The 16,718-nt window shown below is 62.3% G+C and carries 15 protein-coding genes; 8 read left to right on the top strand and 7 right to left on the bottom strand.

Annotated elements, in window-relative coordinates; genetic code table 11:
- Positions 1 to 95 precede the first annotated feature (95 nt).
- Positions 96 to 593, top strand: a complete 498-nt coding sequence (gene pal, locus HDG34_RS34350; protein ID WP_184067238.1) for a peptidoglycan-associated lipoprotein Pal — start codon at positions 96 to 98, stop codon at positions 591 to 593.
- A gap of 28 nt (positions 594 to 621) precedes the next feature.
- Here pal and HDG34_RS34345 read toward each other — a convergent pair whose 3' ends face one another.
- Positions 622 to 876 carry a hypothetical protein gene (locus tag HDG34_RS34345; protein ID WP_184067236.1) on the bottom strand — a complete coding sequence of 85 codons (255 nt, stop codon included), beginning with the start codon at positions 874 to 876 and terminating at the stop codon, positions 622 to 624.
- Complete coding sequence (locus tag HDG34_RS34340; protein ID WP_184067233.1) at positions 860 to 2,794, bottom strand: chloride channel protein; 1,935 nt, start codon at positions 2,792 to 2,794, stop codon at positions 860 to 862. The genes HDG34_RS34345 and HDG34_RS34340 overlap by 17 nt, the downstream gene beginning before the upstream one ends.
- 473 nt (positions 2,795 to 3,267) lie before the next feature.
- Between HDG34_RS34340 and HDG34_RS34335 the strand changes: the two genes are divergently transcribed.
- From HDG34_RS34335 to HDG34_RS34320, 4 genes are all read left to right on the top strand, one after another.
- On the top strand, positions 3,268 to 3,702 hold the full coding sequence (locus HDG34_RS34335) for a MarR family winged helix-turn-helix transcriptional regulator (RefSeq protein WP_090805961.1): 435 nt from the start codon (positions 3,268 to 3,270) through the stop codon (positions 3,700 to 3,702).
- Positions 3,703 to 4,170: 468 nt separating this feature from the next.
- Positions 4,171 to 4,911 carry an ATP-binding cassette domain-containing protein gene (locus HDG34_RS34330; RefSeq protein ID WP_184067230.1) on the top strand — a complete coding sequence of 247 codons (741 nt, stop codon included), beginning with the start codon at positions 4,171 to 4,173 and terminating at the stop codon, positions 4,909 to 4,911.
- A 113-nt stretch (positions 4,912 to 5,024) separates the two neighbouring features.
- A complete protein-coding gene (locus HDG34_RS34325) occupies positions 5,025 to 5,963 on the top strand; it encodes an ABC transporter permease (RefSeq protein WP_221309349.1) in 939 nt (312 codons plus the stop codon).
- Position 5,964: 1 nt separating this feature from the next.
- The gene (locus tag HDG34_RS34320) at positions 5,965 to 7,167 is read left to right on the top strand and encodes a sugar-binding protein (RefSeq protein ID WP_260321428.1); all 1,203 of its coding nucleotides are present in this window, start codon (positions 5,965 to 5,967) and stop codon (positions 7,165 to 7,167) included.
- Between the two features lie 811 nt (positions 7,168 to 7,978).
- Here the strand turns inward: HDG34_RS34320 and uppS are convergent.
- A complete protein-coding gene (uppS, locus tag HDG34_RS34315) occupies positions 7,979 to 8,719 on the bottom strand; it encodes a polyprenyl diphosphate synthase (protein ID WP_184067224.1) in 741 nt (246 codons plus the stop codon).
- Between the two features lie 1,542 nt (positions 8,720 to 10,261).
- Positions 10,262 to 10,912, bottom strand: coding sequence for a GTP cyclohydrolase II (ribA, locus tag HDG34_RS34305; protein ID WP_090805969.1), 651 nt, complete (start codon positions 10,910 to 10,912; stop codon positions 10,262 to 10,264).
- Positions 10,913 to 11,250: 338 nt separating this feature from the next.
- Here ribA and HDG34_RS34300 point away from each other — a divergent pair, with 338 nt between their 5' ends.
- Positions 11,251 to 11,694, top strand: coding sequence for a CBS domain-containing protein (locus HDG34_RS34300; protein ID WP_018420894.1), 444 nt, complete (start codon positions 11,251 to 11,253; stop codon positions 11,692 to 11,694).
- 293 nt (positions 11,695 to 11,987) lie between these two features.
- Here HDG34_RS34300 and HDG34_RS34295 read toward each other — a convergent pair whose 3' ends face one another.
- A complete protein-coding gene (locus HDG34_RS34295; protein WP_184067221.1) occupies positions 11,988 to 12,329 on the bottom strand; it encodes a DUF4148 domain-containing protein in 342 nt (113 codons plus the stop codon).
- A gap of 302 nt (positions 12,330 to 12,631) precedes the next feature.
- Positions 12,632 to 13,261 carry a DNA-3-methyladenine glycosylase gene (locus HDG34_RS34290; protein WP_184067218.1) on the bottom strand — a complete coding sequence of 210 codons (630 nt, stop codon included), beginning with the start codon at positions 13,259 to 13,261 and terminating at the stop codon, positions 12,632 to 12,634.
- A 369-nt stretch (positions 13,262 to 13,630) separates the two neighbouring features.
- On the opposite strand from HDG34_RS34290, the gene HDG34_RS34285 reads away from it, so the two are divergent.
- Both HDG34_RS34285 and HDG34_RS34280 read left to right on the top strand, forming a co-directional pair.
- Positions 13,631 to 13,990: a BON domain-containing protein gene (locus HDG34_RS34285; RefSeq protein ID WP_184067215.1), complete on the top strand. Its 360-nt coding sequence runs from the start codon at positions 13,631 to 13,633 to the stop codon at positions 13,988 to 13,990.
- 319 nt (positions 13,991 to 14,309) lie between these two features.
- On the top strand, positions 14,310 to 15,392 hold the full coding sequence (locus HDG34_RS34280) for a calcium:proton antiporter (RefSeq protein WP_184033990.1): 1,083 nt from the start codon (positions 14,310 to 14,312) through the stop codon (positions 15,390 to 15,392).
- Positions 15,393 to 15,427: 35 nt separating this feature from the next.
- Here HDG34_RS34280 and HDG34_RS34275 read toward each other — a convergent pair whose 3' ends face one another.
- Complete coding sequence (locus HDG34_RS34275) at positions 15,428 to 16,321, bottom strand: LysR substrate-binding domain-containing protein (RefSeq protein ID WP_090805978.1); 894 nt, start codon at positions 16,319 to 16,321, stop codon at positions 15,428 to 15,430.
- Positions 16,322 to 16,718 lie beyond the last annotated feature (397 nt).

Below are 16,718 nucleotides of genomic sequence, written 5' to 3'. Positions count from 1 at the left end.
CCGCACCACAGGCCGGATATAAGTCTGCAACCTCATCCTGTCCGTCACACACCGAATATCACCTGGCAAACCGGGAGGCGTCCATATAAGACAGAATGAAAAAATGCACGATCCGGCTCACGTTCGTGATGCTCGCGCTGCTCGCCGGATGTCATGAAACGAAAACGCCGCAAACGGTCACATCGAGCGGCCAGGCTGCCAATGCGTCGGCGCTCAGTACCAGTCCCTCGACGATCGACGAACTGAACAATCCCAACAGTCCGCTTGCAAAGCGAAGCATCTATTTCGATTTCGACAGCTATACGGTCAGGGATGACTATCAGGCGCTACTCCAGGCACATGCGGACTATCTGCGCCGGCATCCGTCCCAGCATGTGCTGATACAGGGCAACACCGACGAGCGCGGCACCACCGAATACAATCTCGCCCTGGGCGAGCGGCGCTCGCAGGCCGTCATGCGTGAGTTGGAAACGCTTGGCGTGCCCGGGACTCAACTGGAAGCCGTCAGCCTGGGCAAAGAAAAACCGGTTGCGCTGGGGCACGACGAGGCGTCGTGGTCGCAGAATCGCCGCGCCGACCTGGTGTACCGCTAATTGCGCAGCGCACGACGCGCGGACCAGTTCAAAGCCCGAAGTACCAGAGCCGCACGTCCTCTTCCTCCGACCATATCTGCACGTCCAGCATCTCGTCGAATTCGACCGGCTCGCCCCGGTACATGCAGCAGAACCCGCGCTCGGTGCGATAGACGATCACCCACTCGCGCGGGTCGGGGGTTGCGTCGGGCGAACGGTCTTCCCGTGTGCTCCCGGAATCCGCAAGGTGCACCGCGGCCTTGAGCCGCTCGCGCAACGTCCGCCACTCAGTTTTCAGCTTCACGGTCGCTCACCTTGAGACCCCTGCCGTGCACGGCATACGAAGCGTCGTTGACGCGCACGGATTGCATCGACGTGGCGGTCCTTCCGCGAACCCGGGGCTGGAAAATATCGATACTGCGGGCGACGGCGTCCGCAATATGCTCCTTCGCAATCACGCCGGACACGTCGAACGCGCCATCGACAGCGGCATCGACGAGGACCACGGCCATCACCGCGCGGCGCTGCCGGAGTTCGCTGATCACTTCGAACGCCGCATCGGATCGCTTCACGACGATGAAGTTGCGATGCGCGAGTTGCCCGATCGTGACCGTCGGATTGTCATGGCTGACCGCGCGGCGCAGGCCAGTGTTGATGCGCAGCACGCCGTACAGCATGCCTGCCTTCGTGACGACGATGTGCCGGAACGGCGCGACGCCCATGCGATCGAGGAGATCGCGAAACGGGACGTCCGCGTCGAGCACCAGTATGTCGGCCTCCATGATCGCCCCCGCGTTCTGCACGAGAAACATATTGGCGTGCAACGCATCTGGAATGACATGACCGCGCTTGACGAGTTTCATCGTGTAGATCGTCTCGCGCGAGAGGAGCCGGCGGGTGCCGATGCTGAACGCAACCGCAAGTATCATCGGCAGCACGATGTCGTAATCGCGCGTCATTTCGAAGATCATCGCCACTGCCGTCATCGCGGCACCCGTGCCGCCCGCGACCACCGCCCCCATGCCGACCATCGCGAATGCAGGCACGCTCACCGGAGCGGCCGGCACCAGCAGATGGAACAGGGACGCCAGCGCGGCGCCCAACGTCGCGCCGATGAACAGCGACGGCGAGAACACGCCGCCCGACGAGCCGGAGCCGAGGCTAACCGACGTCGCGGCCATCTTGCACAGCGCAAGCAGCAGCAGGAACAGGCCACCTTGCAACTGTTCATTGAGCGTCGCCTGGATCGTGGCGTAGCCCACGCCTTCCACGTAGTAGTGGCCTGCGTAGCGCATCAGCAGATACATCATTACGCCGACGAACAGCATGCCGAGCGCGTGGCGCGCAAAACGCCCCGGAACGCGATCGAAGGCGTCCTCCGCCCAGTGCAATCCGCGAATCAGCAACGCGGCCGCCACGCCGGCCACGACCCCGAGCAGCGCGTAAAGCAGCAGCGTGAAGCCGCTCGCGAGATGGTTATCGAGCGCTCCGAGTTGAGGGGGAACCAGGAAAGCCGCTGCTCCGCCAAGGAACAGCCGTCCCACGAACGTGGCGGTGCCCGTTGCCAGTGCGACGGGCAGAAAAGTCCCCACGCTGATTTCCGGCATCATCAGCTCGGTCGCGAACAGTACGCCGCCGATCGGCGTATTGAACGTCGCGGCAATGCCGGCCCCCGCGCCGCTCGCAACGAGAATGATCCGCTGACTGGCGGGCATCCGCAGCCACTGACCCAGCGTCGAGCCCAGTGCCGAACCGATCTGGATGATCGGACCTTCCCGGCCCACCGCCGCACCGGTGCCGATCGCGATCGCCGATGCGAGCGACTTGACGACCGCCACGACCGGACGGATCACGCCGCCCCCGAAATAGATCGCGTCCATCACTTCTGGCACGCCATGCCCTTTTGCTTCCGGCGCGAAGCGGCTTACCAGCCACGTGACCACGAAGCCGCCTGCTACCGGCACGAGAATCACCCATGCGCCCCACGGCGACGGCGGGGTAAACTGGCTCGCGTCGTAGAGCGGCGAAAGGCGTCCGAGAAACGCCGCATTATGGATAGTGCCGATCAGCATCCTGAACACGACCGCGCCAAAACCGGTCACGATCCCGAGGCAGAACCCCAGCATGCTCATGCGATAGAGGTCGAGCGGCTTCACGACTTCTTGCGCGTTTTCAGGAGGCGCCGAATCTCCTTCCTTGCCGTCGAGCTTCGTGGGGGCCATATCCCGCTTCTCCTCGCATGACAACACCGCGTCATCGTTCGGCGCGGGGGCCTCGATCGGTCCCATGCACGCAATACAAGGTCCACGCAGAAAGAAGCCGAGCGGTCTTGGGGGGATGATCGAACATCGCACCGCCCGCCTGAATCGGTCGGTGCGACCGGGTAGACAGGCCTCGGCAATCATGTCATGCCGTGCCATGCACTATAGTCCTATCAACGCGTGTTCACCAACCTTGACGCTCGTGGCGATACGGAACACCCACCGTTCACCGCATCCAGATCCGGCGCGGGCACGCAATCCATCTGATACGATTTTGCGCTGTCACCCCGTCACGCCGCATTGCCGGTGCGCCTTGCGATAGAGCAACAGGATTTCAGCAAGGCTGCAGAGAATCCGGTTTCAGGCGCCTGGTCCATGTTCCGAACGAGACAGGTAGCAAAGTGAAGCAAACATCACCGCACATCCGGGTCGGCATGCCCAACAAGCAGGATCTCGAAGCCATGTCGGCATTCCGTTACCAGTTACGCAGGTTCCTGCGGTATTCGGAAGAAATTACTCACGCGGAAGGAGTCACGCCTCTGCAATATCAGATGCTCCTTCACGTCAGGGGATTTCCCGAGCGCTCCTGGGCCAGTATCGGCGAACTGGCTGAACGGTTGCAGGCAGCGCCCAACGGCACCGCGGCGCTCGTGTCCCGCTGCGAAGCCGCCGGGCTCGTCGAGCGTCGCCCCGACGCTTCCGACCGGCGACTCGTGCAGGTCCACCTGACGGAAAAAGGCGAGCGGTGCCTGTTGAAGCTCGCGATGCTGCACAAGCGGGAAATCGAGTCATTCGGTTGGGCGCTGGGGCAGTTTCAGGTTCAACAGACACCACTGGTTGGCGGAGCGGCCAAATCGCCAGATTGGTGATCATGCAGCGTCGCCAGGGATGAGCGTCCGTCGACGGCCGGCGCGCCAGCGACGATCTCCGCGTGCCAGCCCTTTAGCCCGTGTACGTACGACCCATTCTCAAGACATCCAGGACCGCTTGGGCTAATGAGTGATTACCCTCGCACGGACGCGCCAGAAGCTTTCAGGCCTGCCTCAATTGGGGCGATCGTACTTGTCATGCCAGGAGCGGCGCCTGTGGCGCGAAGTCCGCTGGATGACATTTTCCGATGGACGCGAGTGGCTCGACGCCCCTCAGCGGCCACCGCTCGCCGCTTCGTGCGCAGCCGCACTGGACGCGCCTTCCGATTCGGCGGCACGTTCGACGGGTGGCCGAAGTGCCTTGCTAAATGCCCTATCGTGCGCTAAAAAATATTTACTTCCTTCGAGTGTCTACTGGCCGTCCGGCCAATGCCATGGACGCCCCCACTCCAGCGAGCACGACTGTCCATGAGTCTTCTTGAGCTCAGAGGCGTTTCCAGGCATTTCGGCGCCATTCAGGCCCTGACCGACGTGACGCTCAGTCTGGAGTCAGGTCAGGTCGTGGGGCTCATGGGCGATAACGGGGCCGGGAAATCGACTTTGGTGAAGGTCGTCGCCGGCAACTTTCCACCTTCGCACGGCGAAATTCTCATCGATGGAAATCCCGTGCATTTCAACAAGCCGGTCGACGCGCGCGCGCGCGGCATCGAAGTCGTCTATCAGGATCTCGCGCTCTGCGACAACCTGACGGCAGCCGCCAACGTTTTCCTTGGCCGCGAACCGCGGGTCGGGTTCGGGCCTATCCGCGTGCTCGATCACGCGACCATGTATCGGCGTGCGGGTGAACTGTTCAAGGCACTGAAGTCCGAGACGCGCCCGCGCGACCTCGTCAGGCAAATGTCGGGGGGACAGCGGCAGGCGGTGGCCATCGCCCGCACACGCCTCTCGGAAGCAAGGCTCGTCCTCATGGACGAGCCGACCGCCTCGATCAGTGTGCGCCAGGTCGTCGAGGTGCTGGATCTCATCAGACGCCTGTCCGAACACGGTATCGCCGTCATCCTCATCAGCCACCGCATGCCTGACGTATTCGCCGTTGCCCATCGGGTGGTTGTCATGCGGCGCGGGCGCAAGGTCGCCGACAAGAAGACCGAAGAGTCCTCCCCGGAAGAAGTGACCGGACTGATCACCGGCGCCATCGCCGCTGCCTGAAACTGCCTCGCATCGGAGCCACCACATTGAACGACGCGCCGCGAAGGCCCCCTACAACCCCGCCATTGCTCGATGATCCACAGTCCGCGAGGACGCATACTCGCTGGTCGGGATTGCTCGCAAGCCAGGTGTTCTGGGTCGTGCTGGCAACGATCGTCGCCTGTATCGCCCTGTCTTTTGCGACCTCGACCTTCGCGACCTCCGAGAATCTTTTCAACGTTACGCGAAACTTCGCCTTCGTCGCCATCGTGGCGCTGGGAATGATGGCGGTGATCGTCACGGGCGGCATCGACATTTCGGTTGGCTCGACGATCGGCATCAGCGGTATCGTGCTCTCGGTCGTCATGAACGCGGGCTACCCGATCTGGGCCGGTATCAGCATGGGACTACTGACCGCCGGGCTGGTCGGCCTCGTCAACGGCTTGCTCATCGCGTATCTCGGCATGCAGCCTTTCGTCGTGACGCTCGCCATGCTGAGCGTCGGCCGCAGCCTCGCACTCGTGATCTCCCGCAGCCGGACCATTTTCGATTTCGGCCCCGACGGGAGCAAGCTCCTCGCGCTCGGCGGCGGCGCGACGCTCGGCGTCGCCAATCCGGTGTGGTTCCTGATCCTGCTTGGGCTGTTGTTCTGGTTCGCGTTCGGCTGGACGCGCTGGGGCCGCTATGTGTTCGCGATCGGCGGCAACCGTCATGCGGCGACTCTCACCGGCGTACCGGTGCGCCGCATCGTTTGTTCCGTCTACATGCTCTGCGGCCTCATGGCGGGCGTCGCGGCGATTCTCGAAGTCGGCTGGCTAGGCGCGGTGACGACAGGCCTCGGCACGGGCGACGAACTGCGCGTGATCGCTGCTACCGTGGTCGGCGGGACCAATCTGATCGGCGGGGTTGGCAGCGCCTTCGGCACGATCGTCGGCGCGGCGCTCATCGAGGTCATCCGCAACAGCCTGATCCTGCTCGGCGTCGACGCGTTCTGGCAGGGCACGGTCGTCGGCAGCTTCATCGTCGTCGCGGTGCTTTTTAACAGGCTCGGTGGCGAGCGGCAAGGAGATTGAAATGTCGTTGGACGCGCCGGCCGCTTCCCGGCCGGTGCCGCGGGAAGCGGGTGCGGCCGGATTAGGCGCGGAACTGCCGCACGCATGGGTTCACAAGACCGCGAGGATCCGCTCCAAGGCCGAGTTCCGATTTCGGGCCTGTCGTTCGATCGTTAAAGACTGTGTAGGCCCACATGGGCACCGTAGAGCCGGCGCCGAACAGGAGGAAGCAATGAAGAAACTGTGGATGTGTCTTGCCGCGGCTGGAGGACTCGCGATGCTGGCGTCCTCTGGCTTCGCGGCCGATAAGACCCTTGCGCTGGTGGTGAAGGGTCTCGACAACCCGTACTTCGACCTCATGCATCAAGGATGCGAACGGGCGAACAAGGAACTCAACAAGCAAGGCTACAACTGCTACTACACCGGTCCCGCGACCGCCGCGGACGAGAGCGCGCAAGTGCAGATCATCGACGATCTGCTGACCAAGGGCGTCGCGAGCATGGCGATCTCGCCCGCGAACGCGCCGGCTGTGGCGGAGGTGCTGCGCCGCCGCGGCGGATCGGTCCCGGTCATCACCGCGGATGCCGATCTGCTGCCGAAGGATGCGTCACTGCGCAAGAGCTATGTCGGCACCGACAACTACGAACTGGGCGCCAAGCTTGGCGAGCAGTTGAAGATGCTGATGCCGAAAGGCGGCAATGTCTGCCTGGTGATGGGCAATCCGGCAGCGGAGAACATCAACCAGCGGGCCCAGGGCGCGCGCGATGTGCTCTCCGGGAAGAAAGGGATCACGAAGCTCGCTGGCGAGAACGGCTGGCATGAGATCAGTGGCTGTCCGCTCTACGTGAACGACGACGCCGCCAAGGCGAACCAGATGATGCAGGACACGCTGACCGCCCACCCTACCGGTCTCGACGCCTTTCTGCTAGCGGGCGGCTGGCCTCTCTTTGCGCCGCAGGCTTTTTCGCAGGTTGTCGCGCCGATAATGGACAAGATCAAGAACGGCAAGTTCGTGATCGTCTCGGCGGATACGCTCGGGCCCGAACTGCAAGCGCTCAAGGAACACAAGGTGAATGTGCTCGTCGGCCAGCGGCCCGAGGAAATGGGCTACCGCGCCGCGATGGTCATGCGTGACCTCGCGGAAGGGAAGTCGGTACCTCCGGTCATTCACACCGGACTCGACGTCTGCACATGGAAGAACGCCGACACTTGCCTGAAGCATTGAAGGCCGGCGGCCCACATCATCACGATAACGCGGGAGCCGGATCGACACCGAGCCGACTCTGCGCTGCCTCAATGCATCGACGACACAATTTGCCTGCTCTTCCTGAAAGAGGCCGGGCGCGGCATTGAACACCAATAGCGCGCCGACAATGCACGCTTCGACACGTTCGCCGTTGATGCGCATCGTTAACCTCGCCTTAAGTTGCCCAGGAGTACGCTGATTACATGAGAAATCCCACGGCTCGAAGCATCACTCTGGTTTGTTCAGTCATCCCAAACATGACTTCGCTAAGCATCAGATAAGCTTCGCATCCTGGACTTCTCTCACGTTCTTCTCATTGCACCGCAGGGTTTTGACGTTGGTCAAATGACCCGGCGTCTCCGCATTGCAGCAACCACCGGCCAGCCCGCCTGAGCGAATCCTGCACGGCGAACACCGAGTCCCAAGAAAATGCATGGACCGAACCTCCTTATGAGCGCCAGTAGCCCATCGTTCGTCTCCTGCAAATCACAGCTTTTGAGCCAAATGTCGCTGGGTCGCGATAACTAAACAGAGCGTCTTGAATAATGCAGCATAATCTTCGCAAAATCTCGTTTGACCTGATCCAGTGTCGGAAACAGGCCTCGACGACCTCAAGCCCTTCGACGAGCGTGGAAAAGTAGCGGTTGCGCAATTCGCCAGTGGCGTGCCGCGATCGCGGCGCGGCTGACAGAATGGCACCGGCCATTTCGTACAGCAGGAGATTGTCTGAGTGACCCATCTCCTCCCGATAAAGTAGGCGTCTAGCATGAGTGAATACTTCACACCTCTGTCATGCATTTGCGCGCCCAAAACGACGTTCGCGCGCCCGATATGATGCGAGTGCGGCATCAAGCGCGGCGTCGTCAAAATCTGGCCAGAATATGTCGGTGAAGTAGAGTTCAGTGTACGCGAGCTGCCATAGCAGGAAGTTGCTGATGCGCTGCTCACCTCCGGTCCGGATCAGCAGATCGGGTTCCGGCGCGTACGCCATCGCCAGATATTGCGCGAAGCTGGCTTCGTCGACCGGCACGGCGTGACCATCGACGGCACTCCGTGCGGGTAGCTCGCTTATAGCGTGAAGGATATCCCAGCGACCGCCGTAATTCGCCGCAATGGTCAGCGTCATACGCGTATTGTGGGCGGTTCTGATTTCCCCTCGCTTCACGAGCGCCCGAAGGTGCGCATCGAACGCCGATAGATCACCAACGACGCGCAAGCGGATGCCATTCTTGTGCAACCGTGCCGTTTCACGCTGTAGCGTCGCCCCGAACAGACGCATCAGGAACGACACTTCGTCCTCCGGCCGGCGCCAGTTCTCCGAACTGAATGCAAACAGCGTCAGGAATTCGACGCCGCGCCGCGCGCAGCCCTCGACGATCGCGCGGACCGCTTCGACACCCTTGACGTGACCGGCCACTCGGGGCAGCCTGCGCTGCGCCGCCCAGCGGCCATTGCCGTCCATAATGATTGCAATGTGCCGCGGCACATCGGTCACGGCCGGTACGCTAACGGTCGAACTTTTATGGATCATGGGAACCGCCGCGAGTCAGGCGGAACACGAAAGTCCCCGAAGGTCATGAAGGTGCCCCTGGACTCTTTTCCTGGTGATCAACTCGACCGCCACCAAATCACGTGGACATCGGCTGGGCCACCGGACGAAATGGACAATCGTATGGTATGCAGACGAAACTGAAAGGATGCTTAAGACGGAGATACTCTCCAGGCTTTGTTCACGTATTGGCAGGTTTAAGGGGGCCCGGCGATGATTTCGTTCATGAAAGCAGCCGCCCAACAGAACGATACCGCCGTCGACAACCCGCTCTCCTATGTTGGCTATCGATTTCCACCCGACGTGATCAGCTACGCGGTGTAGTGGTATACCGTTTCCCGCTAAGAGTCGTTAATACAACCTGGACAGCGCGGCTGGGCCCAGACGCCATATCCTGGCAGGATGACAAGACGAAAAATAAGCAACGAGATCTGGGCGGCGCTGGAGCCGCCAGGCGATGCGACAGCTGCGTGAGCCACTCACGCCTTTCCCTGTGATAAGTATCGCGGTTGTAGACGCCGATGATTCCGGGCTGTACGTGGCCGAGGACTGCCTCGGCAATATCGTTGGGACATCCCAGCGTTGCAAGAAGCGTCCGAGTTGCGCGTCGAAGGTCGTGGGCGGACCAATGCGTGACGGGCAAGCGCGGGGGGTGTCCGGAATTTTGTGTAAACGGGTTGAGGCTTAACCCGGCACCAGCCGCTCTTCGAACTGGATCGTGAAGCGGTTCAGTGCGGCCTTCCAGTCGCGGATCGGCATCGTCCACTTCTTGCTGATGTTGTTCAGGAAGACGACCAGCATCAAGCGCGTAATGCCAGGCGCTACCCAGTTCCATGCGAAGGCGCGAGGCGAGCACCGGCGTCGACCGGTACGACTCGAGGAAATCGAAAGCCTGGGCGCGTGTGACGGCTGTGACGCGCATATCCCCTATAGGCCCCAGCTTCGCCTTGAATATACGTGCGACCTCGACCGCTCCCTTTGTCTTCCGATTTACTTCTACATACCCTTCCAGATAGTCGCGGCACCGCTGTCTGACGGTGTAATCGCCTGGGTGCGCAGCCGCTGATTCCCGTTCTCCGCAGTGTCGAAGGTTCGGCTCCGGAATCGCGTTCGACGCGCTTCGTTTGCCACGCAGCGATCGCTGCAGCAAATGAGGTCGACGGCCACTCACGAGCTTCACCTGTCGCATGCGACCGTCGATCGGCGACTTATAGCGATACGTCCATGACTTGCGGCTCGTTGAAGCCTGGTAGGCGTAGGCCTGGAAATCCCTCAAACGTCATGTGCCTTGCCGCTCGGCAGCTTGGCCACGGCACGTGCATCAAAGCGCATTCTTCCCTCGGCGCAGGTTTTCTGCATAACGGCACAAAAACCTATGCCAGCATCACAAGTTTGGGTAAGCGGAGACACGCGTCGACACACCAACCGACGGGCCTGAAGCGTTAATATTTTTCTTAAAATTCAGTTACTTGCCGTATATCCTGGGAAGGCTTTGGGCTTACCGAGACAAGCCTGAAAACATGGCTACTCATTCTCGTCGAAGTAATGCCCGAACTTCAGCTGCTTCGTGCGGATATACCGCTCGTTTTCCTCGCGCATCGGAATCGCGAGCGCGACACGCTCGCACACCGGAATGCCGTGCTTCGACAGCGTGTCGAACTTTTCGGGATTGTTACTCATCAGCCGCACCGACGTGACCTTCAGCGTGCGCAGGATGCCCGCGGCCGAATCGTATTCGCGTGAATCGTCGGGCAGGCCGAGATCGAGGTTGGCTTCGACGGTATCGCGCCCCTGCTCCTGCAGCGCATACGCGCGGATCTTGTTGGACAGACCGATGCCGCGTCCTTCGTGGCCGCGCAGATACAGCAGTACGCCGCAACCCTCTGCCGCGATATAGCGCAGCGCGAGATCGAGCTGCTCGCCGCAGTCGCAGCGATAGGAGCCGAGCACGTCGCCCGTCAGACATTCCGAATGCAGGCGCGTCAGCACCGACGACTGGTTGGCGACATCGCCCATCACGAGCGCGAGATGTTCGGCGCCGCTGTCGACCACGCGAAACACATAGGAAGTGAACGTGCCGTAGCGCGTGGGCAGCGTGGCGGTGGCGTCGAGCACGACGCATTCGCCGGTGACGGCGCCGTCCGCTGCGGGCGATGGATCCTGAGACGTGAGCATGGCGTTGAACAATGGTGCTGGCATGAACCCGGTCGAGCCGGGGATAAGGTGTGGACTGCGAGTTTACCGCTAATCCGCATGCAGCACGTGGATGCCCCTTCGCTTGCACGGGACGCTGCCCCGCGACAAGCCGCACCCGGCACACGCGCATCACGCGAAACACGAGCCCGAGACCCGAAACAAGCCCGCGCGGACCGCGTCAATCCAGCGCGCATCGTCCGGCGCGCCCGAGGTATTCCCGGTGTACCGCGGGCGCACGTCGCGCCTATACTGGTATCGCCTGTCCCTCACGACAGTGCGCCACTTCGGCGTGCTGCATTGCGAAACGGAGCCGCTCCATGACAAGCGTTGCACAGCTTCTTAAAACGAAACCGAACCCCTCCGACGTCTACACGATCGGCGCCGACGATTCCGTCTACGAGGCGATCCGGTTGATGGCCGAGAAAAGCATCGGCGCGCTGGTGGTGACGGACGGCGACAGCATCGCCGGCATCATCACGGAGCGCGACTACGCGCGCAAGATCGTGCTGATGGACCGGTCGTCGAAGGCGACGCCGGTGCGCGACATCATGAGCAAGGCGGTGCGCTTCGTTCGTCCGGACCAGACGACCGAAGACTGCATGGCGCTGATGACCGAGCGGCGCATGCGTCACCTGCCTGTCATCGACAACGAGAGGCTGGTCGGCATGGTGTCGATTGGCGACCTCGTGAAGGACATCATCGCGGAACAGCAGTTCACGATTCAGCAACTCGAGTTCTATATTCACGGCGAACGGCTCTGACAGGCAGCACGGTTTTCGCTGAGCGACACCGCATCGATCATCCGCGCGGGACCAGACGCAAAAAAAGCCCAAACCTCTAAGAGCTTGGGCCAAGCTACCTTGCGGCAGCGGAGGTTCCTTCGGAAAGAGGAACGCTACGCGCGCGGATCACACGCTCTCGGGCGCATGAGTGCGGCGCGCTCGTTTGAAACAGTACCGGGTATGAAACGCTGTGTGCGCCGTCAAACGACGCGCACACAGATTCTGCTGCCTGCTTAGTTACCGAAATTAGTTACCGAAATTAGTTACCGAAATTAGTTACCGAAATAGACGCTCTTCGGGCCGCTCATCGGCTGCTTCATGCCGCCCGCCTGGGTCGATCCGCTCATCGGCGCGCCGTAACCGCTGGTATCAGCGCTCGGCTGGGTTTGCGCGACGGTCGGATTTTGCGCCTGCACGCGCTGCTCGGCGGCCTGGATGTCGGCCGGATATTTCGGGTCGCTCGAGGTCGCCGGGTTGTAGCCCGCGTGCTCCAGCTGGATCAGTTCGCTGCGGACTTCCGCGCGGGTGACCGGCTGCTGGCTCGACTGCGCGAACGATACGACTGGCGCGGCGACAAGGGCCGCAATGGCAACTGCCTTGATCAGCGATTTCATGGTGACTTCCCTCCAATGTGGTTTTATCTGCATCGCCGACACCTCGGTGTCCAGCGAATGACTTGAGTCTAGTCACCGCACTGCCAAGGGAAAACCCTTAATTTCGAGATAGAAAATTGCTCAGTTCGCAACGATCTCGGAAAATATCGTGGAACCGCCTCCGTTAGCATGATCTTCGGGGTAACAATTGCCCGGATCGTCACCTTTGCGTCTGATGTTTCCGAAATACGTCTGATCGAAGAAAAAATTCGCCCGCACGCACGCCGAAACGTCTGAATCGATGTACGCGCGTAGCTGCGACGTCATGCGCCCGAATGCGGAATCGTCAGTAGCTTGCGCGGGCCGCTGACGAACGCGCTGCCCGGCTCGAAAAATCGCAACGGACGGTGCATCTCGCGCGACAGGCCGATGCGCGTCGTCACGCCGATCGGCGCGTCGCCAGTCTCGATCACGCCGATCCATAGCCCCCGCCCCGTACACAAATCGCGGCCGTCGAGCGCCTGGCCGATGCCGAACGCCACCGTCAGCCGGCCGGGTCCGCGCGCGAGATCGCGCAGCGGCACGCCGGGACGGCGCGCTTCCATCAGCGCGAGTCCTTCGAGCGGTTCGATCGCGCGCAGCAGGATGCCGGCGCCGACCTCCTCCGCTTCGGACGACATGTTGAGCATGTAAGACACGCCGTAGGTGAGCCGCACATAAGCATGACCGCGCGCGAGGAACATCGACCCGTTGTACGGACGACGTCCGATGAACGCATGGCTCGTCGAGTCGCCGAGCGGATACGCCTCGGTCTCGACGATGCGTCCGCTCAGGCGTCCTTCGGGCAGATCGTGCACGAGATATTTGCCGACCATGAAGCGCGCGAGTTCCACGGTATCGATCGGCAGATCCTCGCGGCGCAACGGTCGGATCGGAAGAGCTTCGTTTCGCATGCGCTGGGTGTCCTTGAGTCGGTGCTGAAATCGGTGCTGAAACCTACGGCCTCGCGACAAGCGCGCAGTCGCCCCACTCCCACGTCATCGACCGGTTACGCTCGACAAATTCGTTGTACCGAAGCCTCATTTTCTGCGCCATGGAAGTCAACATGGCACCAATTGTTGTATTGTGTTCATCCGGCCGGTCACACGGCCGTTTGCATGTTTCGGCGCGCGCTTCGCGGCTCGCTGAAACTGCGTGTCGGCTGAAAGCGTTCGCAGACTGCTGTACCTGTTCCATTGGCATTGAATCCCGCCGTACCCGCTGGTGTAAAAAAATCGACCCCATCCGGGGATCGACGTTCTACGACAACAGGAGATGGTTGAATGAAAGCATTCTCGGCAATCAAGATGATCGGCGGCGCACTGGTCGTTCTCGCTTCCCTCAACGCGTACGCGCAAAGCAGCGAGGCGGCCGCGACCGCAGCGCCGGCGGCAATGGCACCGACCGCCAAGCAGACTCGCGCGGCTAATCGCGCGCTGCAGAAGAAGGTCCGCGCGACGCTCGCACGTACGAAGGGCCTGACCGTCGGCAACATCACCGTGCGCGCACGCGAAGGCGCCGTCACGCTGGAAGGCTCGGTGCCGGAACAGGCTCAGATCGAACTCGCGACGAACGCCGCTCAAGGCGTGGCAGGCGTGACGTCGGTGAAGAGCGCACTGTCGATCCGCGCGATGGGCCAGTAATCCGGTCGAACGGCCGAAGAAGTTGCGGTAACAGCAGCAAGCTGGCGTCGACGGCGGAAAGCTCCGCCGCGACGCCAATTCCCCCTCCGATGCAGCGCTCGACATCATTGCCTCACGGTGCGGCCATCGCACCATCCGACGCGGCGATTCCCCGCGCCCCCGAAACCGCGATATTTTCAATGCGCTACGCGCGTCGCGATGACGACCCGACCGCGTGGCGACGGCTTCTCGTAACGAGTTATCCCCGATAATTTAATAGCTTAACGTCACTTGTTAAGATATTACTTCAAGTTCACACACGCACCGAAAGGAAGGCCGCATGACTTCGTCCGCGACCGTCTTGCCTCGTTGGACCCTCGTCGCGCCGATCGTTAGCTGGATCGTGCTCGCCGCCGCCTACGCGATGCCGGGCAACACGCTGCTGCTCGCACTGGCCGGCATGTCGCTATGCGCGGCCGTGTTTGCCGCCGTGCATCATGCCGAAGTGGTCGCGCATCGCGTCGGCGAGCCGTTTGGCACGCTGGTGCTCGCGGTCGCCGTCACGGTGATCGAGGTGGCGCTGATCGTCTCGGTGATGCTGACGTCCGGTCCCGAGAAAGCCGGCCTCGCGCGCGATACGGTATTCGCGGCCGTGATGATCGTCTGCAACGGGCTCGTCGGGCTGTGTCTGCTGGTGGGCGGCATCCGCCATCTGGAACAGGACTTCCAGAGCCGCGGCGCGGCGGCCGCGCTGGCGGTGCTCGCATCGCTGTCGGTACTGACGCTCGTGATGCCGAATTTCACGACCACCAGCCCCGGGCCTGTCCTGTCGCCGTCGCAGCTCGCGTTTGCCGGCGTGTCGTCGCTGGTGCTGTACTGCGTGTTCGTGTTCGTGCAGACGGTGCGCCATCGCGACTACTTCCTCGCCGGCGTGCCCGACGAAGACGTCCATGCCGAGCCGCCCGGCGCGCGCCTCGCCGCCATCAGCGGCGTGCTGCTGCTCGTGAGCCTCGTCGCGGTCGTGCTGCTCGCGAAAGTGCTGTCGCCGGTGGTCGAGTCCGCGGTGCTGAGCGCGGGCGCGCCGCCGGCGGTGGTCGGCATCGTGATTGCGTCGCTGGTGCTGTTGCCGGAAGGACTCGCGGCGCTGCGCGCGGCGCGCGCCGACCGTCTGCAGACCAGCCTGAACCTCGCGCTCGGCTCATCACTGGCGAGTATCGGCCTGACCATTCCCACCGTCGCCGGCGTGTTCCTGTACATCGGTCAGCCCATCGTGCTCGGCATCGATGGCAAGGACATGGTGCTGCTCGCGCTCACGCTGGTGGTCGCGACGCTGACGCTCAGCACCGGGCGCACGACGATTCTGCAAGGCGCCGTGCATCTGTCGCTGTTCGCGGCTTATCTGTTTCTGTCGTTCGCGCCGTGACGCGATGCCTTATCCGGCACGGGCGGACGGCAACCTCACTCTTCCCAATGCTCGGCGATCCAGTCGCGGAACAGATTCAGCTTCTGCTGTTGCGCGACTGAGTCCGGATACACGAAGTAATAGCGCCAGCCGGTCTTCAGCACGGTATCGAACGGCCGCACGAGGCGCCGGGCGGCGACGTCCTCGTCGATTAGCGCGAGGTCGCTGATCGCGACACCGAAACCCTGCGCGGCGGCGTTGGTCGCCATGTCGAGCGTATCGAAGCTCGGGCCGAGCTCCGCGTCGATCGTCGCGGCGCCCGCCGAATCGGCTTCCGCGACTTTCGCGAGCCACATCTTCCAGTCGCGGTGATCGCGCGTCGGATGCAGCAGCGTGTGGCGCCCGAGATCGGCGACCTGCGCGAGCGGCTTGTCCTTCAGCAGCTCGGGCGTGCAGACCGGCGTCAGACGCTCCTCGAACAGCGACACCGCCTGCACGTCCGCACCGGGCGACGAACCATAGATGATCGCCGCGTCGAACGGCTCGCTCTGGAAATCGACGTCGTGCTGCCAGGTGGTCGTGATCTGCACGTGCAGATCGGGATAGTCGGACTGGAAGCGCATGATCTTCGGCAGCATCCAGCGCATCACGCAGGTCGGCACCTTGAGCGCGAGATCGGTGCGCTGCCTCGTCAAGCGCAGCGACATTTCCTCGATCCGCGCGAAGCTCTCCTTGACCGCCGGCAGCAGCATTTCGCCCTCGGCGGTCAGCGTCAGCCCCTTTGCGTGACGCTTGAACAGCGGAAACTTGTAGTACTCCTCGAGCGCGATGATCTGCCGGCTGACCGCGCCTTGCGTCAGGCACAGATGATCGGCGGCACGCGTGAAGCTGCGATGGCGCGCGACGGTTTCGAAAATCTGCAGCGCGTTGAGCGGCGGTAGGCGTCGCATCGGATGTCCAGGATCAGAAAAAATCATTGCGTGGCTGCGGCAGCGCCCCTCGCCGCCCTGCCCGTCAAGCCCACAGCATACGCGATCGGCTATGCGCGCACGAGTGGGCGCGCAGGCAAACCCGCATGCGTTCGACTCATGGCATGCGTGAAAAACGCCCGTACCGAGGAATGTCGCACCGGCGCGGTGCAAAGAAGCCTTCAGCAATCGCACCAGAACCGAGCTTTCCTCATACCTCGACGCACGCTGGGATTCCTCGGGCAGATCTGGACGTTAACCCGCATAAGCCATCGCCCGTAGCTTCCCGGGGCGTCGCCAAATCGCTCGCCACCGCGTTCGCTGGCGGCGAGCCATGAGCGTACGTCATGCGATCCATGCGCATATTTCGATTGTTGCG

Origin of the sequence: Paraburkholderia sp. HC6.4b (assembly GCF_014200875.1) — a bacterium.
GTDB classification, from domain to species: domain Bacteria; phylum Pseudomonadota; class Gammaproteobacteria; order Burkholderiales; family Burkholderiaceae; genus Paraburkholderia; species Paraburkholderia tuberum.
The sequence above is the reverse complement of the archived record's forward strand: the minus strand, read 5'-3'. Positions and strand labels throughout refer to the sequence as shown.